At 73.1% G+C, this 20,258-nt stretch carries 19 protein-coding genes; 11 read left to right on the top strand and 8 right to left on the bottom strand.

The annotated features are described in order from the left end of the window. The first annotated feature begins 3 nt into the window (after positions 1 to 3). Genes CG740_RS01650 through CG740_RS01635 form a run of 4 tightly spaced genes read left to right on the top strand, consistent with a single transcriptional unit; the run spans position 4 to position 5,907 of the window. Positions 4 to 384 (top strand): type IV pilus modification PilV family protein, encoded by a 381-nt coding sequence (locus CG740_RS01650; protein WP_234375990.1) that lies wholly within the window; start codon positions 4 to 6, stop codon positions 382 to 384. After that, positions 381 to 905, top strand: coding sequence for a type II secretion system protein (locus CG740_RS01645; protein ID WP_100573046.1), 525 nt, complete (start codon positions 381 to 383; stop codon positions 903 to 905). The genes CG740_RS01650 and CG740_RS01645 overlap by 4 nt, the downstream gene beginning before the upstream one ends. Next, positions 902 to 4,798 (top strand): hypothetical protein, encoded by a 3,897-nt coding sequence (locus tag CG740_RS01640; protein ID WP_234375989.1) that lies wholly within the window; start codon positions 902 to 904, stop codon positions 4,796 to 4,798. Before CG740_RS01645 ends, CG740_RS01640 begins: the two co-directional genes overlap by 4 nt. Beyond that, complete coding sequence (locus tag CG740_RS01635; protein ID WP_234375988.1) at positions 4,795 to 5,907, top strand: type IV pilus twitching motility protein PilT; 1,113 nt, start codon at positions 4,795 to 4,797, stop codon at positions 5,905 to 5,907. Before CG740_RS01640 ends, CG740_RS01635 begins: the two co-directional genes overlap by 4 nt. Before the next feature lie 177 nt (positions 5,908 to 6,084). On the opposite strand, the gene CG740_RS01630 is transcribed toward CG740_RS01635, so the two are convergent. Further along, positions 6,085 to 7,275: an acyl-CoA dehydrogenase family protein gene (locus CG740_RS01630; protein ID WP_100573044.1), complete on the bottom strand. Its 1,191-nt coding sequence runs from the start codon at positions 7,273 to 7,275 to the stop codon at positions 6,085 to 6,087. 225 nt (positions 7,276 to 7,500) lie between these two features. Between CG740_RS01630 and CG740_RS01625 the strand changes: the two genes are divergently transcribed. Both CG740_RS01625 and CG740_RS01620 read left to right on the top strand, forming a co-directional pair. Next, positions 7,501 to 7,920, top strand: coding sequence for a CBS domain-containing protein (locus CG740_RS01625; RefSeq protein WP_100573043.1), 420 nt, complete (start codon positions 7,501 to 7,503; stop codon positions 7,918 to 7,920). A 102-nt stretch (positions 7,921 to 8,022) separates the two neighbouring features. Continuing rightward, the gene (locus CG740_RS01620) at positions 8,023 to 8,220 is read left to right on the top strand and encodes a hypothetical protein (protein ID WP_100573042.1); all 198 of its coding nucleotides are present in this window, start codon (positions 8,023 to 8,025) and stop codon (positions 8,218 to 8,220) included. Between the two features lie 144 nt (positions 8,221 to 8,364). On the opposite strand, the gene rho is transcribed toward CG740_RS01620, so the two are convergent. The 3 genes from rho to CG740_RS01605 form a co-directional block, all read right to left on the bottom strand. Next, positions 8,365 to 9,504 carry a transcription termination factor Rho gene (rho, locus tag CG740_RS01615; protein WP_442802792.1) on the bottom strand — a complete coding sequence of 380 codons (1,140 nt, stop codon included), beginning with the start codon at positions 9,502 to 9,504 and terminating at the stop codon, positions 8,365 to 8,367. Positions 9,505 to 9,901: 397 nt separating this feature from the next. After that, on the bottom strand, positions 9,902 to 10,744 hold the full coding sequence (locus CG740_RS01610; RefSeq protein ID WP_100573041.1) for a carboxymuconolactone decarboxylase family protein: 843 nt from the start codon (positions 10,742 to 10,744) through the stop codon (positions 9,902 to 9,904). 29 nt (positions 10,745 to 10,773) lie between these two features. Then, positions 10,774 to 11,520 (bottom strand): AraC family transcriptional regulator, encoded by a 747-nt coding sequence (locus CG740_RS01605; protein WP_100573604.1) that lies wholly within the window; start codon positions 11,518 to 11,520, stop codon positions 10,774 to 10,776. Positions 11,521 to 11,709: 189 nt separating this feature from the next. On the opposite strand from CG740_RS01605, the gene CG740_RS01600 reads away from it, so the two are divergent. Continuing rightward, entirely contained in the window at positions 11,710 to 12,846 is a 1,137-nt protein-coding gene (locus CG740_RS01600) for an MFS transporter (RefSeq protein WP_442802791.1), read from the top strand. Positions 12,847 to 12,852: 6 nt separating this feature from the next. On the opposite strand, the gene CG740_RS01595 is transcribed toward CG740_RS01600, so the two are convergent. The 3 genes from CG740_RS01595 to CG740_RS01585 all read right to left on the bottom strand — a co-directional run bounded on the left by CG740_RS01595 (position 12,853) and on the right by CG740_RS01585 (position 16,138). Continuing rightward, complete coding sequence (locus tag CG740_RS01595) at positions 12,853 to 14,412, bottom strand: bifunctional phosphatase PAP2/diacylglycerol kinase family protein (RefSeq protein WP_100573039.1); 1,560 nt, start codon at positions 14,410 to 14,412, stop codon at positions 12,853 to 12,855. Between the two features lie 51 nt (positions 14,413 to 14,463). After that, complete coding sequence (locus CG740_RS01590; protein WP_100573038.1) at positions 14,464 to 14,841, bottom strand: DUF488 domain-containing protein; 378 nt, start codon at positions 14,839 to 14,841, stop codon at positions 14,464 to 14,466. A 151-nt stretch (positions 14,842 to 14,992) separates the two neighbouring features. After that, a complete protein-coding gene (locus tag CG740_RS01585) occupies positions 14,993 to 16,138 on the bottom strand; it encodes a hypothetical protein (RefSeq protein WP_442802790.1) in 1,146 nt (381 codons plus the stop codon). Positions 16,139 to 16,287: 149 nt separating this feature from the next. Between CG740_RS01585 and CG740_RS01580 the strand changes: the two genes are divergently transcribed. Beyond that, positions 16,288 to 17,229, top strand: a complete 942-nt coding sequence (locus CG740_RS01580; RefSeq protein WP_100573037.1) for a tellurite resistance/C4-dicarboxylate transporter family protein — start codon at positions 16,288 to 16,290, stop codon at positions 17,227 to 17,229. On the opposite strand, the gene CG740_RS01575 is transcribed toward CG740_RS01580, so the two are convergent. Then, a complete protein-coding gene (locus tag CG740_RS01575) occupies positions 17,226 to 18,182 on the bottom strand; it encodes a TIGR01777 family oxidoreductase (RefSeq protein WP_100573036.1) in 957 nt (318 codons plus the stop codon). The genes CG740_RS01580 and CG740_RS01575 overlap by 4 nt on opposite strands. A 181-nt stretch (positions 18,183 to 18,363) precedes the next feature. Between CG740_RS01575 and CG740_RS01570 the strand changes: the two genes are divergently transcribed. The 3 genes from CG740_RS01570 (at position 18,364) to dhaK (ending at position 20,256) form a co-directional block, all read left to right on the top strand. Next, positions 18,364 to 18,879, top strand: a complete 516-nt coding sequence (locus CG740_RS01570) for a DUF5709 domain-containing protein (protein WP_100573035.1) — start codon at positions 18,364 to 18,366, stop codon at positions 18,877 to 18,879. 27 nt (positions 18,880 to 18,906) lie between these two features. After that, the gene (locus tag CG740_RS01565; RefSeq protein WP_100573034.1) at positions 18,907 to 19,155 is read left to right on the top strand and encodes a type B 50S ribosomal protein L31; all 249 of its coding nucleotides are present in this window, start codon (positions 18,907 to 18,909) and stop codon (positions 19,153 to 19,155) included. A gap of 108 nt (positions 19,156 to 19,263) precedes the next feature. After that, complete coding sequence (gene dhaK, locus CG740_RS01560; protein WP_100573602.1) at positions 19,264 to 20,256, top strand: dihydroxyacetone kinase subunit DhaK; 993 nt, start codon at positions 19,264 to 19,266, stop codon at positions 20,254 to 20,256. Positions 20,257 to 20,258 lie beyond the last annotated feature (2 nt).

Below are 20,258 nucleotides of genomic sequence, written 5' to 3'. Positions count from 1 at the left end.
ACGTTGGTCGAGGTTCTCGTGGCCGTGGTGCTCATGGGCGTCGCCTTCGTGACCATCCTCGGGGGCATCGGCACCGCGATCATCAGTTCGGTGACCCAGGCGAAGGTGACCACCGCCGACTCGGTCATCCGCAGCGCCGCCGAGCAGGTCGTCGACGACCCGTATGTGTCCTGCGCGCGTGACTACCGGACTCCGACAACGCCCGCCGGGTACACCGTGAGCGTCAAGGTCGAGTACTGGGACGGGGTGGGTGCGTTCGGCGAGCCCTGCCCGACGGCCGATACCGGAGTGCAGAAGGTGACACTGACCGTGCGCCAGACCGGAGTTCGGCCCGTCCGGGACGCGACCCTCGAAGTGGTCAAGCGGGAGTCGATGCCGTCATGAGGACTCAACGGCACGCCGGGCGCTCGGAGTTGGGGTTCACCCTGACCGAGTTGCTGGTCACGATCGTCATCGTGGGCATCGTCGGTGCACTGCTGCCCAAGGCGATCATCCTCGGACTGCGGTTCACCACCGGTACCGGGAAGCGGGTGGCCGCCACCAGCGCGGTGGGCACACTCAACCGGTATTTCTACGGCGATGTGCAGAGCGCGGACAGCGTCACGACCGCCCCCGCGTGCGGCGTCACCGACGTGATCGTCCAGCTGAGCCGGCCCGGCGCCGACATCGTCTACAGCTACGACCGGCCGACCGGCGCCCTCAGCCGGGTGAAGTGCACCGACGCCGGTGTCGTCACCACGTTGCTGGGCCGCTTCGACAACGCCGCATCGACCCGTCCGGTGACGCTGAGCTGTGGTGCCGAGACCTCGTGCACCTCGCCCATGGAGGTAACGCTGACCGTGCAGAGCGACCCCGCCGTACCCCCGACGGACCTGACCGCCGTCCGACGATCGAGCGCGTCATGACCGGCCGGCAGCGTCGTCCCCGGCCCGCCGCGACCGGCCGCCCGTATGCGTCGCGGCGCGCCGCGACCGACCGCCCGTGTCCGCGCCGAGCGGGCGGCCCTGACGAACAGGGCGCGACGCTGATGCTCGCGCTGGTCTTCGTCGTCGTCTTCGGCCTGGTCACCGTGGCGGTCCTGTCCTTCGCCGGCACCGGCCTGAAGGCCGCGGGCGTGTACGTCGACCAGGGCAGGCGGAGCTACAGCGCGGACGGTGCCACACAGCTCGCGATCAAGAACTTCTCGCAGGGCAACCCGTGTGCCGACTACACCGCCCCGCCGATCAACGGCCGGCGGATGATCGTCCACTGCGACCCCCTCAACACGTCTCCCTCGACCACGCGCGCCACCCAACCGCAGGACGCGCTGCGCAGCCTGGGCCGGGCGGCGACGGACGGCGTCAACGTGACCGCGCACGGGCTGCGCGTGCAGGGCAGCGTGTTCTCCCACTCGAACATCACCACCGGCACCGGCGCCTCGATGGTGGTGTCCGGCGATGTGTCCGCCGTCGGCGACTGCTCCAGTGCCGTGTCGCAGACCCGACTCCCCCCGAGCCAGCTGCCGTACGCGCACGACTGCGCCAACGACACCCCGCCGGCCCCCGCCGACGAGGTCATGGGCGCCGACCCGGACTACACCCCGCCCGCCACGGCCGTCCCGCCCCGCCGGACTGTGCCCGCGTGCCCCGATCCCGCCTCCTGGCTGGTGCGGTTGCAGCCCGGCTACTACGACGACGCCCGCGCCCTCACCCGCCTCACCGGCGGCGACTGCCACAACGTCGTCGTGTGGCTCCAACCGGGCCTCTACTACTTCGACTTCACCTTCACCGGCGGCACCGCGGTCTGGACGGTCGACGACCCCACGGTCAGTGTGGTCGGCGGCACCCCGGCCGGCTGGACCCCCTCGGCTGCCACCCGCCCGGCCATCCCCAGCCCGGGCGCGTGCGAGAGGACTCGGCCCGAAGGCGTCGAGGTCATGATGGGCGGCGGCAGCCGGTTCCAGGTCGACCGCGGACACGCCGAACTGTGCGCCCCGGTGACCCCGGGCGCGCAGCAGGTGGCGGTGTACGGGGTCCAGCCACCGAAGCCGTCACACACTCTGAAGCCGACAGCGGTGGCCGCGAACACCGGCTTCGCCGACCCCGACCATGCCCTGACCGGTGGCGAACAGCCGACCCCGCCCGGGTGTGCGCAGCCGACGGGAACGGCGCAGTGCACGGCCGACGCCGTCCTCGACCCGACGAAACGTCCGACGGCCTCGATGCAGCTCGCCGGATTCACCCCGCAGGTGCCGCCCGGCTCGGTCATCACCGGCGCGACGCTGCGGGTCAAGCACCAGGACCAGGGCGACCTGACCGCCCCCGGCGCGGTGAAGGTCACCACCGCCATCGGCGGGGACACCTGCCGCACCGACAACCTGCCCCGGCACCCGGCGCTCGCTCCGGATCCGCCGATCGATCTGCTGGGCAGGTGCGGGCTCGGCGACCCGGCTCGGCTCGCCGGCCTGACGGTGACGTACACCGCCACCCTGGACTCGGACGGCACCACGGCCACGGAACGCCTGGACGGCATCTGGCTGGAGGTCGCCTACCGTACGCCGACCGTGTCCAAGCCCACGGCCGTGACCGCGTCGACCGGGTTCACCGCCGCCGGCACCGATCCCGACAACGCCCTGGAGATCGGCGAGCAGCCGGCCCCGCTGATGGCCGGCGCCGATCTGAGCACGGCGGCCCGGTCCGCGTCGATCACCCTGGCCGGCTTCGGGCAGCCGCCCCTGCCGCCGGGGTCGACGATCGACTCCGCCGTGCTGCGGGTGGCCCATCGGGAGAGCGGCGACGCGGCGGCGCCCGAGATCGAGGTCCTCCCCGCGGGCGGCGGTGCCGGTTGCACCCGACTGCCGCTCACCGCACGGGCCGTCCTCGGCGACGACCGCGTCGACCTCAAGGCGTGCGGCATCACCGACCCCGCGCGGCTGACCGGGCTGACCGCGACCTACGCCGCCGGGCTGAAGGGGGGCGGCGACGCGGGCTCCGATTCCCTGGACGGCATATGGCTCGAAGTCGTCTACGACCCCCCGGCGCCCCGGCCGGCGACCAGCGCGGAGTCGACGACGTTCACCGACCCGGCCAGCGCCGAGGCTATCGACGGCGCCGACACGGCCCGCGCCACCCTCGACCCGGTCACCACGCCGACCGCCACCATCGGCCTCGGGGGTTACGACGCCCCCGCGGTGGCGCCCGGCTCGGTCCTGGACGGGGCCCTGCTGCACATCGCGCACCGCGACGATCCCGGGGCGCCCGGCGGGCCGCCGCCGACGGCCGCGATCACCCTGGCCGGGCCCGGCATACCCCGCGCCTGCACCACCGCGCGGAATCTCGCCGTGCACCAGGGCGGCCTGGCCACCGACACCCTGGACCTGGTCGCCACCTGCGGGCTGACCGATCCCGCACAGCTGACCGGCCTGGTCGTGACCTACACCGCCACCCTCGGCGCCGGCGGCACCACCGCCACCGATCAGCTCGACGGCGTCACCCTGGAACTGACCCACCGGCCGCCGATCGCGGTACGGCCCACCACGGCGATCAGCACCGCGACGCCCACCGCCGCGGCGTTCCCCGACCCCGACCACACGCGGGCGATCGACGCCACCGCCTCGACCGCGACGCTCTCCACGGCCGCCCCGTCGGCGTCGGTCCGGCTCGGCGGGTTCGCGATACCGCCCCTGCCGGCGGGGGCGGTGATCGACAGGGTCGTCCTGCGCGTGGCGCACCAGGACGACGACACCACCGCGGCACCGCCCGCGCCGAAGCAGCCTCCCGTGACCGCGCTGAGCGTCTCCGGGACCGGTACCGCCTGCGACGCGAGCCACGCCCTGACCGCCCATCAAGGGGCGCTCGGCACCGACGTCGTCGACCTGGGCGCCTGCGGGGTCGCACAGGGCGCGCAGCTGTCCCGACTCGCGGTCGACTATGCGGCGCGGCTGGCCACCGGCGCTACCGCCGCAGCCGACCGGCTCGACGGAGTCGAACTCGACATCGTGTTCCGGGCCCCGTCCATCAGACCTCTGTCCGGCTGCCTCACCGCGGGCAGCCGGTGCGCGGTGCTGAAGTCGACCGACGACGCCGACACGAGCACCGAGCACAGCCGTCTGGTGATCAACGGAACCGTCTACGCCCCGACCGCCGCCGTCGACCTGTCGATGAGCCAGGTCGGCTCGCAGGTCGTCACCTGCGGCATCATCGCCCGGACCATCGAGCTGGGCATCGGTCCGGCCGGCGGGTACCTCCGCCCGGTGATCGGGATCCCGCCGGAGCCGGTGCTGTTCACGACCTATCCGGCCGTGACCGCGCGACCGGCGGCGGTCACCGCGAGCACCGGGTTCACCACCCCGGCTCCCGGCGCGCCCGTCGACGTCACGGACGCCACCGTCCCGGGCGGTGGCCGAGCCTCCCTCACCTTCGGCGGCTACGCCCGGCCGGAACCGGCCGCGACCGGACCGCTCGACCACGTCGTCCTGCACGTGGCGCACCACGACGACGGCGACGTGAAGGCGGTGAAGGTGTCGGTGGACTTTCCGGGCAGCACCTGTGCCGGCGTCGATCACGCCCTGGACGTACCGGTCCACCCCGGCTCGGGCGGCCCGGTGACCGACCGGCTCGACCTGGCACCGTGCGGCCTGACCGAGGCCTCGCAGGTGGCCGGGCTGACCGTGACCTACAGCGTCACCGCCGGGAGCGGCGGCGCGACCGAGCACCTCGCAGGCACCGGGATCGATCTGCTGTCCGGGCCGCTGGTCCGGGCCGCCGTGTCCTTCGACGGCCACGCCGGCACCGTCAAGCAGTGGACGGTCCTGCCATGAGCAAGCACACCACCTGGGAGACCACCATGTCCGGGCCGAACTCCGCGATCATCGACCAACTGCTCGGTGAGCTGTGGCAGCGGGGCGGCAGCGACCTGCTGCTCACCGCCGGATCCGCGCCGTTCCTCCGCGTCGACGGCGCCCTGCGACCGGTCGAGGGGGCCGCGCTGACCGAGCCGGAGGTCGATCGTCTGGTGACCGGGGTGCTCGGCGAGGAGCTCACGGAGCGGTTCCGCCGGGAGAAGCAGGTCGATTTCGCGTTCAGCTGGGGGGAGCGGGCCAGGCTGCGCGGGAACGCCTTCGTGCAGCGCGGCGCGTCGGCGCTGGCGCTGCGGATCATCCCGTTCGACGTGCCGTCGTCCGCGCAGCTCGGGCTGCCCCCGGTCGTCATCGGGTGGGCGGGCCTGCCGCGCGGCTTCGTGCTGGTCACCGGGCCGACCGGATCGGGGAAGTCGACCAGCCTCGCGGCGCTCCTCGACCATGTGAACACGCACCGGTCGGTGCACATCCTCACCATCGAGGACCCGATCGAGTATCTGCACCGGCACAAGCGATCGGCGGTCAATCAGCGCGAGGTGGGCACCGACACCGACTCGTTCCCCGCCGCGCTGCGCTCGGCCCTGCGCGAGGATCCCGACGTCCTGCTCCTCGGCGAGATGCGCGACCCGGAGAGCATCTCCGCGGCCCTGACCATCGCCGAGACCGGGCACCTGGTGTTCGCCACACTGCACACCAACGACACCTCGCAGACCCTGGACCGCATCGTCGATGTCTTCCCCGCCGAGCAACAGCCGCAGATCCGGCTGCAGTTGGCGCACACCCTGGTCGGCATCCTCAACCAGACGCTCATCCCCCGGACCGGCGGGGGCCGGGTGGCCGCCTTCGAGGTGCTGGTCGCCACCTCCGCGATCCGCAACCTGATCCGCGAGGGCAAGACCCGCCAGATCCGCAACATGATCTCGACCGGCCACCGTGACGGCATGCAGACCCTGGAGTCCGGCCTCAACGCGCTCGTCGCGGCAGGCACCATCGCCTACGAGCAGGCGGTGCTGTGCACGGCCCACCCCGACGACATCCGGCGGCCCCACGTACCGGCCGGCCGCGTCTGACCGCCCGGGGGATCACGTCTCCACGGGACGGCCCGTCTCCGGGGGCAGCCAGGAGCCCGGAGGTCGATCGCACGGGACCCGATCGCCCGGATCCTCCTCGCTCGACGACACCCGCGCCGCACGCCCCGGCCGCTCATGAGGCCGCTCATGAGCACGGGCCGTCAGCAGCACGGGCCGTCAGCGCCGGACGCGGGGCATCCCCAGGCCGATCCAGGCGATGATCTCGCGCTGGATCTCGTTGTTGCCGCCGCCGAAGGTGAAGATCACGGCCGAGCGGTAGCCCCGTTCGAGTTCGCCGTGCAGGACGGCCTTGGCGGAGCCCTCCTTCATCGGGCCCGCGGCCGCCACGACCTCCATGAGGGAGGCGTAGGCGTCCCGGCGGGCCTCCGATCCGTAGACCTTGACGGCGGAGGCGTCCTGCGGGGTGAGGGTGCCCTCCTGGACGGCGTTGACCATCTGCCAGTTGAGCAGCTTCATCGCGTCCAGGCGGGCGTGGGTGCGGGCGAGGTTCCGGCGGACCCAGCCGAGGTCGATGACCCGGCGGCCGTCGACGAGCTTGGTGTCGGCGGCCCAGCGCTGCACGTCGTGCAGGGCGCGGATCGCCATCGTGCCGTGCGCGGCCAGGGTGACCCGCTCGTGGTTGAGCTGGTTGGTGATGAGCCGCCAGCCCTTGTTCTCCTCGCCGACCCGGCGCGACGCGGGGACCTGGATGTTCTCGTAGTAGCTGGCGGTGGTGTCGTGGGAGGCGAGGGTGTTGATCAGGGTGCAGCTGTAGCCGGGGTCCGAGGTGGGCACGAGGAGCATGGTGATGCCCTTGTGCGCGGGAGCGTCCGGGTCGGTGCGGACCGCGAGCCAGACCCAGTCGGCGGTGTCTCCGTTGGTGGTCCAGATCTTCTGTCCGTTCACGGTGTACGTGCCGCTGGTCTCGTCGCCCTCGCGCACCGCGCGGGTCTTGAGCGCCGCGAGGTCCGTCCCGGCGTCGGGCTCGCTGTAGCCGATGGCGAAGTCGATCTCGCCGGAGAGGATCTTCGGCAGGAAATAGGCCTTCTGCTCGTCCGTGCCGAACTGCATGATCGTCGGACCGACGGTGTTCAGGGCCATGAGCGGCAGCGGGACCCCGGCCTGGGCGGCCTCGTCGAAGAAGATGAACTGTTCCATGGGGCTCAGTCCGCGTCCCCCGTACTCCTTGGGCCAGCCCACGCCGAGCCAGCCGTCGCCGCCGAGCCGCCGTACGGTCTCCCGGTAGAACCGCTTCTGGGCGGCCGGATCGGCGTACCGGGCGTAGACGTTGTCCGGTACGAGCTCGGCGAAGTAGGTCCGCAGCTCGGTGCGCAACTGCTGCTGCTCAGGCGTGTATTCGAGGTGCACGGCCCCTCCAGGACGGTCGCGGTACGGCGGCGCACACAGTAGAACGCGTTTCAAGAATCTGGAAGGGGAGCGTCGCTCCCGCGCCCGGCGGGCCGTCGGGCCCGGGGGTGCGCCGGACACCCGATCGGCGCCGAGCGGTCGCCGAAGGACCTGCGCGCGGCGAGCATGGCCGAGGCGCGGGCGTCGAGCCCGCACCCCTTGCGCACCCCTGGACCGGAGGCTTCCGTGACCACTGCCCGCGACCTGATGACCCCGGACGTCCGCTGCATCCCTGCGACCGAAACGCTCGACCGGGCCGCCCAGTTGATGCGCGACCACGGGATCGGCGCGCTGCCGGTCAAGGGCAGCGCGGGCGAGCTGGCCGGCATCGTCACCGACCGCGACATCGTCGTCAGGGCGCTCGCCGCGGGCAAGGACGCCGCGAAGGTGACCGCCGGCGACCTGGCCGAGGGCGGTGTGCACACCGTCGACGCCGGCGCGGATGCCTCGCTCGCGGTCAAGGCGATGAGCGAGGCGCGCATCCGGCGGATCGTGGTGGTCGAGGACGGTGTCCCGGTCGGCATGATCACCGAGGCGGACCTGGCACGCAGGCTCACCGCCGAGGCGTTCTCGTCGTACGCGGGCCGGGTGTACGCGGCCTCCTGAGTCCGGCCCCGCCCGCCCGTGCGGATGGGGCGTGTGGGCCGGATGCGGCCCGGGTAGGCGGGGGCGAGAATGGTGCATTACCGGACGAACACAGGAGGCGGCATGAACGACCGGTCCGATTCCAGCCCGCGCGAGCCCGTGACCCCGGACGCCCTGCTGCACACGGGATCCGGGGGCGAGGTCACCGCCGAGGACATCGTGCTCGCGTCCGGGCGGGACGTCACCCCGGAGAATCTGGCCTGGGCCGAGCGCAAGCTGGCCGCCGAGGGGCCCGCCGCTCTCGACAAGCTGCTTCCCTGAGGGACCTCCCGGCCCGGTGACGGCCGCGACGACGGCGCCCCCGGGCCGGTCGAACGTGCCCGGCCGGGCGCCGTCCGGCTCGTCCGGCCGGGCGCCGTCCGACATATCGTCCAGGTTCGTCGAGTCCGTCGAGCGGTCAGGCCTTCAGGCGGTGAGGCGGATCTGCCGCAGGAAGGCCGCGTTGTCGGGGGTTTGCTTCATCTTGTCGAGCAGTGCCTCCAGGGCGCCGTGCGCGTCCTGATGGTGCAGAGCCCGGCGCAGTCCGCGCACGGCGCTCAACTCGCTTGGTTTCAGGAGGAGTTCCTCCCGGCGCGTGCCGGAGGGGGTGATGTCGACGGCGGGGAAGAGCCGTCGCTCGGCGAGGGCGCGGGTCAGCCGCAGTTCCATGTTGCCGGTGCTCTTGAGCTCCTCGAAGAAGAAGTCGTCGGCGCGCGATCCGGTGTCCACCAGGGCGGTCGCGAGGATGGTGAGGGAGCCGCCCTCCTCGGTGAGCCGGGCGGCGCCGAAGAGGCGCTTGGGTCCGTGCAGCGCGGCCGCGTCCACTCCCCCGCTCAGCGTGCGCCCGCCCGAACCGGCCGCGTTGTTGTGGGCCCGGCACAGCCGGGTGAGCGAGTCAAGCAGCACCACGACGTCCCTGCCCTGCTCGACCAGGCGCTTGGCGCGCTCGATGGCCAGCTCGGCGAGCGCGATGTGCTCCTTGGGCGGCCGGTCGAAGGTCGAGGCGAGTACTTCGCCGTGGACCGAGCGCAGCATGTCGGTGACCTCCTCGGGGCGTTCGTCGATCAGCACCACCATCAGATGGCACTCGGGGTGGTTCTCGGCGACAGCCTGCGCCAACTCCTTGAGCAGGAGGGTCTTTCCGGTCTTGGGCGGCGCGACGATCAGACCGCGCTGGCCCTTGCCGACGGGTGCGACGAGGTCGACGACGCGGGTGGCGAGCCGGTCGGACCGGGTCTCCAGACGGAGCCGCTCCCGGGGGTGCAGCGGGGTGAGGTCGGCGAAGTGCGGGCGGCGGCGCAGCGCTTCGACGGGGTGACCGTTGACCCGCACGATCCGCTCGGCCGCGGGGCCTTCGCATTCGATGAAGTCGCCCTTGCGCAGGGCGTGTTGGCGGATGAGGGCGGGCGGGAACTTGAGGTCGCCGGGGCCGGGGGCGTACCCGGTGGTCCGGAGCCTGCCCTGGCCGGCCGTGAGGTCCAGGACGCCGGCGAGCGGGGGCCGGGTGGGCTGGTCGTGGTGGACGGGGGTGGGGGTGGGGGTGGGGTGTTCGAGCGTGCTCAGCACAGGGGGTCCCTTCGCGCGACGGGCGCAGGAGAAGTCCGGGCCGTACGACGGCCGGGAGAGGAACAGCGGGCGCCGCGCTGGAGGCGGTACCGGGAGGAAACGAGCACGGACGCCGCGAAGAAGGGGCGTACACACGTGCTGCTGGCACAGTAGCACCCTCGGCGCCCATGGGGCAGGCCGCGTCGCTGCATTTCGCTGTTCCGGGTGCTGGTCCCATCGCTGGTCCCATCGCTGTTCCGGTCGCCTCCGGTCGCCGTTCCCGATCGCGGTTCCGGTTCAACTCCCTTGCCGAGCAAGCTATTTGGGCTGCTGGGCGGTTGATGCCGAGGCGAGCTGAGCCGAGACGAGAGGACCGCGCCTACGCCTGCCCCGACCCCGACCCCGACCCCGGTCCCGGTCATTCCCCCGCGCCGCGCTCCTCGAAGACCTCGCGTGCCGCGGCGATGCCGTTGAGCGCCGCGGGGAAGCCCGCGTAGCCCGCCATCTGGGTGATGACCTCGATGACCTCCTCGCGCGTACCTCCCACGTTGAGCAGACCGTGGATGTGGACGCGCAGCTGGGGCGCGGCCGTGCCGAGTGCGGTGCACATGGCGACGCTGGCGATCTCGCGGCACTTGAGGTCGAGCCCGGGGCGCGCATAGATGTCGCCGAAGGCGAACTCGATGATGTAGCGCGCCAGATCGGGCGCGATGTCCCGCAGCGAGGCGACGACCTGGTCACCCGCGTGCCCGTCCACCTCGGCCAGCTTGGCAAGACCGCGCTCGTAGCGGTCACCGGGCAGCGGCTCGCTGTCGACCGGCGTCGCCGCGACGTCCGGGCGACTCTGGAAGACCTCGCGGGCGGCGCCGATGCCGTTGAGCGCGGCCGGAAAGCCGGCGTACACCGCGGTGTGGATGAGGATCTCCACCACCTCGGCGGCGCTGACCCCGACGTTGAGCGCGCCGTCGATGTGGAAGCGCAGCTGGGGCGCCGCGTTCCCCATGGCGGCCAGGGCCGCGACGGTGGCGATCTCCCGCTGGCGCAGGGTGAGTCCGGGGCGGGACATCACATCGCCGTACCCGAAGGCGACGGTCATGTGGCCGAGAGCGGGCGCGATGTCGGCCAGGCTGTCCAGGACCGCCGGGTGCTCCTGGCCGCCGATGGTGCGGAGCAGCGCGAGTCCGCGCTCGAACCGCTCGTCGGTGGTCTCGGCGCCGGACGCGGCGGCGGGGATGTCGGCTGTGTGGTCTGCGCTGTTCATGGACAAGACGCTACGAGTTGGAGCGTGCTCTAACGCAAGCGGCGGTGCGCGCCCGGCGTGTGGCCGAACGCACGGCGGAACACGTCGATGAAGGCGCTGGTCGAGGACCAGCCGCAGCGATGGGCCACGGTGGTGACCGGTGTGCCCTCGGCCAGCAGTCGCAGTGCCAGGTAGAGGCGGAGCTGGGTGCGCCACTGCGGGAACGTCATCCCGAGGTCGGCACGGAAGAGCCGGGTCAGGGTGCGCTCGCTCGCGCCGACCAGCCGGCCGAACTCGGCGAGCCCGCGCCGGTCGGCCGGGTCGGCTTCGAGCAGCGCGCACACCGCGACCAGGCGCGGGTCGGTGGGTGCGGGCAGGGTGACGGGCCGCTGCGGCGAGGCGCGCAGCTGGTCGAGCAGCACGGCCCGCAGGCGGGTGCTCTCGGGACTGTCGTCGTGGGGCGACCGGGTGTGGGCGAGGAGCAGCTCACGCAGCAGCGGTCCGACCATGAGCACGGCGGGCGCGTCCAGGCCCAGCGGGTTCTCGTCGGCCGCGATCCCCATCAGATGCAGTTCGAGGCTGCCGTGCGCCCGGTGCGCGTGCACGGTTCCGGCCGGCACCCAGATGGCGCGGGTCGCGGGGGCCACCCAGGTGCCCGCTTCGGTCGTGACGGCGAGGACTCCTCGTCCCGCGTAGACGATCTGGTGGTCGTCGTGCCGGTGGGCGTCGATGGTGTCCCCGGGGGCCAGCCGCTGGGCCCGGGTGGGGGCGACGGGGGTGTGGCGGATGTTCGGCATCAGTTGGCAATTTATCGGAAGCGCGACACCACCGCCGCTCGCGATGATCGGGACGTGCGAAACGGAGAGCGCGATGGGCGCGGGGAAGTGCGTGATGAGCGCGGGAAAGATCCGGTGTGCGGGGCGTCGGCCCGGGGAGGTGCGGGGTCCGGGCGGCCGGTGCTCCTGTTGGCCGTCGGGCATTCCTGTGTGGATGTGTACCAGGGGGCGGTCGCGGCCCTGGTGCCGTTCTTCGTCGCCGAGCGCGCCTACTCCTATGCGGCGGCCTCGGGGATCGTGCTCGCCGCCTCGCTGCTCTCCTCGATCGTCCAGCCGCTGTTCGGCGCGCTGACCGACCGGTGGGCGATGCCGTGGCTGCTGCCGGTGAGTACGGCCGTGGCCGGGGCCGGCATCGCCTTGAGCGCCTGGGGCGGTGCGTACGCCACGACCTTGGCGATGGCGGCCGTCTCCGGGGTGGGCGTGGCCGCGTATCACCCGGAGTCCGCCCGGGTGGCCCGGCTCGCGAGCGCGGGCAGCCACACGGCGATGGGCTGGTTCTCGCTCGGCGGCAACCTGGGCTTCGCCACGGCTCCGCTGCTCGTCGCCGGGGTGGTCGGGACGGGCGGCCTGCGCGCGGCCCCGCTGCTCGTGGTGCCGGCCGCGCTCGGCAGTGTGCTGTGTGCGCTCGCCCTGCGGGCGCTGCGGTTGCCGGGGCGGCCCGGGGCGGGGTCGGTCCGGGTGGTCGGGCGGGACGACCGGGCCGCGTTCGTGAAGCTGTCCCTGGCCGTGGTGTGCCGCTCGCTGGTCTTCGTGGGCCTTGCCGCGTTCGTCGCGCTGTACGCACGTCAGCGAGTCGGAGTCGGTCAACTCGGCGGCTCCGCCGCCCTGTTCACGCTGTACGCGGGCGGGGCGGCGGGCACCGTGGTGGGCGGCAGGCTCGCGGCCCGCTGGGACCGGGTACGGGTGGTGTGCTGGTCGTACGCGGCCGCGGTGCCGGCGGTGGCGGGGGTGGTGTTCGTGCCCGGGCCGGCCTTCTATCTGTTCGTCGCGCTGACCTCGGCCGCCCTGTGTGTGCCGTTCTCGTTGCAGGTGACACTCGGCCAGGACTATCTGCCCAGCCGGATCGGCACCGCGAGCGGCGTCACGCTCGGCCTGACGGTCAGCGTGGGCGGGGTGGCGAGCCCGCTGATCGGGGCCGCGGCCGACGCGACCTCGCTGCGTACGGCCCTGGCCCCGCTCGTCGTCCTTCCCGTACTGGCCTGGCTCCTGACCCGCCGACTGCCGGAGCCCGCGCAACCCGGGCCGATAGCGCAGCCCGCCAACTCCCTTGCACAACAGCAGAGTTGATCCGTATCAAGGCCTCGGCCGGGCGCGGCTCGCGGTGGCGCCGGCGGCGATGGCGGCGGTGGCGGTGCGGGCGCGCTGGGCGAGTTCGTCCTGGGGTTCGGCGGGGCTGTAGACGATGAGCGCACGGTCCGCCTTGTCGAGCAGCAAGGCGTCCGGCGCGGTCGCCGTCTCCCCGTCGTAGGCGAGGGAGTTCACGTTGTCGAGGCCGGTGAGCCGGACCGAGCGGACCCGCTCGCCCCGGTAGACGTGGGAACGGCGCAGCGCCCCGGCCAGGGCCGAGACCACGAGCCGGGTGCGGGCGAGCCGTGCTTCGGCGTCGACGGTACGTACGTCCAGGAGGCCCTCGTCGAGGCGCGGCCGGTGTGTGGGGGTGAGCCCCTCGGGCTGGTAGTGGCCGTTGCCCGCGAACAGCAGCCACAGCGCTCGTGGGCGGCCGTCGACCCGGAGGCGGAGGGGTGCGGCGGTGCGCACCACCCGGACCAGGGCGATCGCCGCGGCCGGCCACTTGCCGATCCGGCCCTCCATGCCCTCGCGCATCCGCACCAGGTCCGGGTAGAGGCCGATGCTGAACGTGTTGACGAACGCCGTGACGTCCTTGCCCGACCCGTCCCTGACCCGGGCCAGGTCGACCCGGATCGCCTCGCCGTGTTCGAGGGCGTACGCGGTGTCCTCGAAGGCGGCCACGCCCGCGTCGAGGGCGAAGTGGTTGAAGGTGCCGCCCGGGAACACGGCGAGGGCGAGGCCCTCGCGGGCGGCGCGTTCGGAGGCCGCGTTGACGGTGCCGTCGCCGCCGCACACGCCGAGCACGCGGTCGAGCTGAGCGGCGCGGGCGACGGCCTCGTCGAGGAGTTCACCGAGGTCGTCACCGGGTCCGAGTTCGACGATCTCGGCCTTCGGGAGCAGCAGTCGCAGGTGGTCCTGGGCGGGCAGTCGGCCCGGAACGCCTTTGCCGGAGCCGGAGTTGACGACCACCACCAGCCCCTCGCCCCGGGCCAGTGCGGGCGCCGCGGCACGGGTGTGCAGGGGGTGCAGCGGCTGGGGCCGGGGCGGCCACCAGTAGCAGGTGACGGCGGCCGCGGCCACGCCGAGCGCGCACCCGGCCAGGACGTCGCCCGGGTAGTGCACGCCGACATAGACGCGCGAGAACGCGACGGCCGCGGCGAGCGGGGCGACCAGCGCCCCGTACCGGCTCGATTCGAGCGCCACCCCGGCGGCGAAGGCGGCGGCGGACGCGGAGTGCCCGGACGGGAACGAGGTGGTGCCGGGCGCCTTCGCGAGGCGGCGCACCAGCGGCACCGCGTCGATGACCGGGCGCCGGCGCCGGGTCGCGTACTTGGCGGCGGTGTTGGCGGTGAGCGAGGCCAGCGCCAGCGCGCCGATCCCGCGGCGGGCGGCCCGGCGGGCGGTGGGGCCGCCGGCCACCGCGAGCACGCCGGCCGCGGCGAACCACAGCTTGCCGTGGTTGGCCGCGTGGCTCAGCCGGGGCAGCACCCGGTCGGCGCCGGCCAGGCGTACGGTCGCGACCCGCTCGAACCAGCGGCGGTCGATGGCGCCCATCCGTGACATCGATGACATGCGTCCTGCCTAGCCCGGATGGCCAGCGGCCGCCCGCCGGGTTCACCCGGACGGGCGGCTCCGCCCGAGGGCCGCGAGGAGCGTCGGCACATGGCTGTGGTCGATGTCCTTGACGGCGGTGACCAGGGTGAGGGTGCGGTCCTTCGCGAGGGCCGCGAGATGGCCGAGCGCGCGGACCTGCCCGGGGCCGGCCAGTTCGGCCTCGTACCGCTCCTGGAACGCGGCGAAGCGGGTGCGGTCCTCGTGGTACCAGCGGCGCAGTTCCGTCGACGGCGTGAGGTCCTTGGGCCATTCGTCGACGGCCGCGTGTTCCCTGGACAGTCCTCTCGGCCAGAGCCGGTCGACCAGGACGCGTACGCCGTCGGCTTCCTCGGGCGGGTCGTAGACGCGGCGGACCCGCGGTGTGTTCCTGCTCGGCATCGTTGCCTCCCGGCTGTCGCTCCCCAGCGCTGTGTGCCGGTCCAACCCTGTCAACGGCCCGCGCGTTCCGCGACCGATGCGGGCGCGCGGCCGGGCCGGAAGAGGGGCGGCCCGGCCGAAGCCGGACCGCCCGGGGCTAGAACGGAAGCGATCAGACGCCGACGGTCTCCTCGATCTCCTCCTCCTCTGCCTCTTCCTCCGCCTCCTCGGGGGACTGCGCCGGTGCTGCGGCCGGAGCCGCAACCGGGGACGCGGGGGTGACAGGGGTGACGGACCCGACCGGGGCCCGGCGTCGTTCGACCGCACCCGCGATGGCCATCACGACCATGCCGAGGAGCAACCAGACGGCGAGCACGCCTACGTTGCGGGCGAGGCCGTGACCGTCGAAGTAGACGAGGTCGCGGATGCCTTCGACGAGGCCGGCGCCGTTCCAGAAGGCGTGCAGACCACCGAAGAAGCCGTCCTGCAATTCGGGCCGGAACAATCCGCCGGAGCTCGTGAAGTTGAGCATCACGAAGAGCACCATCACGGCGAGCGTGGTCCAGCGCTTCAGGAAGGTGTGCAGCCCGGCGCCGAGGAAGAGGATGCCCGCCGAGTACAGCCAGGACATCGCCCACACGCCCCACAGGCCGTGGTCGACGAGGTGGAACAGCGGGCCCGCGAAGGCGGCTCCGATGAGGGACACCACGAAGGAGACCCCGGCCACGAGTGCCGCCCGGGTCCGCAGCGAGAGCCCGGCGCCGGCCGCGCCGAGCACGGCGACGGAGGCGTACGAGCCGATGCTCACGGCGATGAGCAGGAAGAAGATGCCCGAGCCCGTCGGGTCGCCGGAGACCGGCGGGACGACGTCGGTGACCTTGAGGGGGACGCCCTGGGCGGTGGCCGCCGAGGTGAAGACCTTCTCGACGGCCGTGGCGCTCATGTCGGACCCGGCCGAGGCGACGACGAGTTCGGGGGCCTTGGCGTCCAGGACGTAGGCGCCGGAGATGTCCCGGTCCTTGAGCTGGTGGACGGCGGTGGCGCGGTCGGGCAGCGTGCGGACGTCGAGCTGGTCGCCCGCCTCGTCCTTCACGGTCTGTGCGAACACCTTCGCCTCGGGGCCCGCTCCGACGACCGCGACGGGCAGGTGGTGCGGCTCGGGGGTGGCGAAGGCGCCCAGGTAGGCGAGTCCCATGCCCAGGCACATCAGGAGCGGGGTGATCAGATGCGTGAGGACGTGTCGCAGCGCGGGGTTCGACGGCGCCGTACGCACGTCGCCCGGCGCGGTGACCCTACCGGCCTTGTGGCCTCCGGACATGACAGGACCCTTCTGACCGGATCGCCTGCCGGGAACGGCCGCGATCCAATGGTTGGCTTTTACAACTGCTATCAGTTGTACTATACAAGCATCTCCTCGGAGAAGCCACCACGGTGGCGACCGGGATCCGGCCGCGTTGAGATGGGGCCATGGACGGCCAGGCGAACCGGTGGTGGGCAGAGCTGCCCCCGGCGGCCGGCGCCGCCGTGATGGCCACCGCGATCATCTCCGTCGGGCTGCATCTGACCGGCCACGAGGGGCTCTCGCGGGTGGCGCTCGCGCTCGCGGCCGCGCTGTGGCTGCTGCTGGCCGGGGACTTCCTCACCAGGCTCGCGCGCGACCGGGACCGCTGGTCGGGCGAGGCGGACACCCCGCCCGCGCTCACCGCCGTCGCCGCGACCACGGTGCTCGGCACCCGCCTGTCGGCCCTCGGCTGGCAGTCGGCGGCCGCGGCCCTGCTCGCACTGGCGGCCGCGCTCTGGCCGGTGCTCCTGATCGCGGTGGTACGCCACTGGCAGCGCCGGATGCCGGGCGCGGCGTTCCTGGTGTGCGTCGCCACCCAGGGCCTCGGCGTGCTCGCCGCGACCCTGTCCCTGGCGGACGGCGTCGCATGGCTGGGCTGGGCGGCCCTGGTCGCGTTCGGCGCCGGCCTGGTCCTCTACGGCGAGGCGCTGGTGCGGTTCGACGTCCGCGAGGTACGGGTCGGCGCCGGCGACCAGTGGATCGGCGGAGGCGCCCTGGCCATCTCCGCGGTCACCGCCTCGAAACTGGCCCTCTGCCCGCTGTGGACGGGCGCCGCGCACACGGCGCTGCGGACGGCCGCGCTGGTGCTGCTCGGGCTCAATCTCACCGCGTGCGGGCTGCTGCTCGCCGCCGAGGCGTACCGGCCGCGCCCGCGCTACGACATCAGGCGCTGGTCGACGGTCTTCCCGGTCGGAATGACGGCGGCGGCCGCCCTGTTCACCTCGGACGCCACCGGCATCGGCGCGCTGCACACGCTCGGCGCGGTCGTGCTCGCAATCGCGGTGGCCGGCTGGCTGCTCGCGCTCGCCGGCTTCGTCCGCACCCAACTCGCCTCGCACACCGGCTAGTTGGAGCCTCCGCGCTCGGCACGCGCACGCCGCACCAGGTCGGCCGCGGCCGCCGGCCACGCCTCGTACGCGAAGGTGAAGCCCGATTCCAGGAGCCGCCCCGGCACGACGCGGCGGCTCTTGAGGAGCAGTTCGGTGTCCGAGCGCAGGGCGAACGCGCCGAGTTCGGCCATCCACTTCGTCGCGGGAAGGCCCACCGGAACGCCCCGGGCCGTCCGCAGGGCGCGCATGAACTCGCGCTGCGGCAGCGGGACGGGCGCGGCCAGGTTCACCGGGCCGGCCAGGTCCTTGCGGGCGACGAGGAACTCGACGGCCCGGACGAAGTCGCGTTCGTGGATCCAGGACACGTACTGGGCGCCGCCCGCGACCGGCCCGCCGAGACCGAGCCGGACCAGTCTCTGGAGCACGTCGAAGACGCCTCCGCGGTCCGGGCTCATCACCATCGCCGTCCGCAGCGCGACCTTGCGGGTCTTCGGCGTGCGGGCCTCTTCCTGCACCGCCTCCCAGGCCTGGGCGATCTCGACGCTGAACCCCCAGTAGCCGGGCACGTCCGGCTCGGCGCCGCCCACGATCCCGTTCGCCTCGTCGTTGGCCGCGTCGAAGCGGTGGGCGTAGACAGTGGCGGTGCTCATCTGGAGCCAGAGCCCCGGCGGGCGCCGGGCGGCCTCGATCGCGTCCCCGACGACCCGGGCCGAACGCACCCGCGAGTCCATCATGGCGCGCAGATTGGCCTCGGTGTAGCGGCAGCTCACGCTGCGGCCGGCCAGGTTGACGACGACGTCGCTGCCGTCGATGACGTCCCCCCACGCGCCGGGCGTCTCGCCGTCCCAGCCCACCTCGCGCTCGCGACGCGGCCGCCGGGTCAGGATCACCACGTCGTGGCCGGCGGCCGTCAGGGCCCGGTCCAGGATCGCTCCGACCTGCCCGGTACCGCCGGGAATCACTATCTTCATTGCGCCCCCTTGATCCGTAGCGACCCTAGCGCACCGAATTGAACACGTTCAACACGGCTGGCGATCACCCGGGTGGCTCGCGTGCGGTGGTGCCCGGGTTCCGGGCGGGCCAAGACTGGGAGCGGCTGCCGGATCGGACCGCGCGGCGTGCGAGCCACCGGCCGCAACCCAGGAGGTAGCCGTGGTCGACAGTGAGGCGTGGGGGGACGAGGTCTACCAGCCCGACGGGTCCGAGGTGCAGGACGACGAGGGCATCCTGGGCGCCGAGGACACGCTGGACGACGGCCCGTCGGATCCGTTGGACGTCGGCTACTCGCCGCCGGAGCGCCCGTGGGCCGTGGAGCGCACCGGGGTGACGGCCGCCGAGCGGCTGCGCGGCGACAGCCTGGAGCAGCGCCTGTCCGAGGAGGTCGCCGAGGTCGCGGAGGCCGAAGGCGACGGCATGGGCGACACCTGGGACACCGACGGCGAGCCGCGCGACAACGAGGTCGGCGGCGCCCGCGCCGGACGCCTGGTGGCCCCCGACGAGGGCGCCCACCCCGACGACGAGACCCGGATGCTCGCCACCGACGTGGGCATCGACGGCGCCGCGGCCTCCGCGGAGGAGGCGGCCATGCACATCGTCGACGAGGACGACACCGACTACCTCGACGGATACGAGGCCCCCTCCGGCACCCAGTCCGGCGAGAACCGCTGACCGAAACCCCTCTCCCCCGGAGCACCCATGCAGCGCGACAAGCAGCCCTCGTACCAGCCGGTCGTCTTCCGTGACCGGGCGGCCGGATTCGCCTTCCTGACGCGGTCGACCGCGACGAGCGAGGAGACCATCGACTGGGACGACGGCAACACCTACCCGGTCATCGACGTGGAGATCTCCGCGGAGAGCCACCCCTTCTACACCGGCCGGGCCAGGACCGTGGACCCGGAGGGGCGGATCGCCCGCTTCGAGCGCCGCTACGAGGGCAAGGAATGACCCTGCCGGGCCGCCCGGCCCGGCGCCCCTGAACGGCCCCGCCCCGGGAGGGGACGTCGCGTGATACTGGAGTGGTCACACTCCGCACGCCTCGCCCTGGAGGTCATGGTGAACATGCTCATCAACGTGCCCGAGACGGTTGTGGCGGACGCGCTGCGCGGCATCGCCGCGGCGCATCCCTCACTCACGGTCGACGTCGACAACCGCGTGGTCGTCCGGCGGGACGCGCCGGTGGCCGGACAGGTGGCCCTCGTATCGGGCGGCGGCTCGGGGCACGAGCCCCTGCACGCCGGCTTCGTGGGGCCCGGGATGCTGTCCGCCGCATGCCCGGGCGAGGTGTTCACCTCACCGGTGCCGGACCAGATGGTGCGGGCCGCGGCAGCCGTGGACGGCGGCTCCGGGGTGCTCTTCGTCGTCAAGAACTACACCGGGGACGTACTGAACTTCGACATGGCGGCCGAGCTGGCCGAGGACGAGGGCGTAAGCGTCGCCAAGGTGCTCGTCGACGACGATGTCGCGGTGACCGACAGCCTGTACACGGCGGGACGGCGCGGGACCGGCGCGACCCTGTTCGTCGAGAAGATCGCCGGGGCGGCCGCCGCGGAGGGGCAGCCCCTGGAACGCGTCGAGGCGATCGCCCGTCAGGTGAACGGGAGTTCGCGCAGCTTCGGCGTGGCCCTGACCGCCTGTTCCACCCCCGCCAAGGGCGGCCCCACCTTCGAACTCCCGCCGGGCGAGCTGGAGTTGGGAGTCGGCATCCACGGCGAGCCGGGACGTGAGCGGCGGGCGATGATGACCTCGCGGGAGATCGCGGACTATGCCGTGCACGTCGTCCTGGAGGATCTGCGGCCCAGCAGCCCCGTGCTGCTCCTGGTCAACGGGATGGGCGCCACTCCCCTGCTCGAACTGTACGGATTCAACGCCGAGGTGCACCGGGTGCTGGCCGAGCGCGGTGTCCCGGTCGCCCGTACGCTCGTCGGGAACTATGTGACCTCGCTGGACATGGCGGGCTGCTCGGTGACGCTGTGTCAGGCCGACGAGGAGCTGCTGCGGTTGTGGGACGCGCCCGTCAACACGCCCGCGCTGCGCTGGGGTTGCTGACC

The sequence above is a fragment of the Streptomyces sp. CB01201 genome (assembly GCF_002803085.1).
GTDB lineage: Bacteria > Actinomycetota > Actinomycetes > Streptomycetales > Streptomycetaceae > Streptomyces > Streptomyces hundungensis.
The sequence above is the reverse complement of the archived record's forward strand: the minus strand, read 5'-3'. Positions and strand labels throughout refer to the sequence as shown.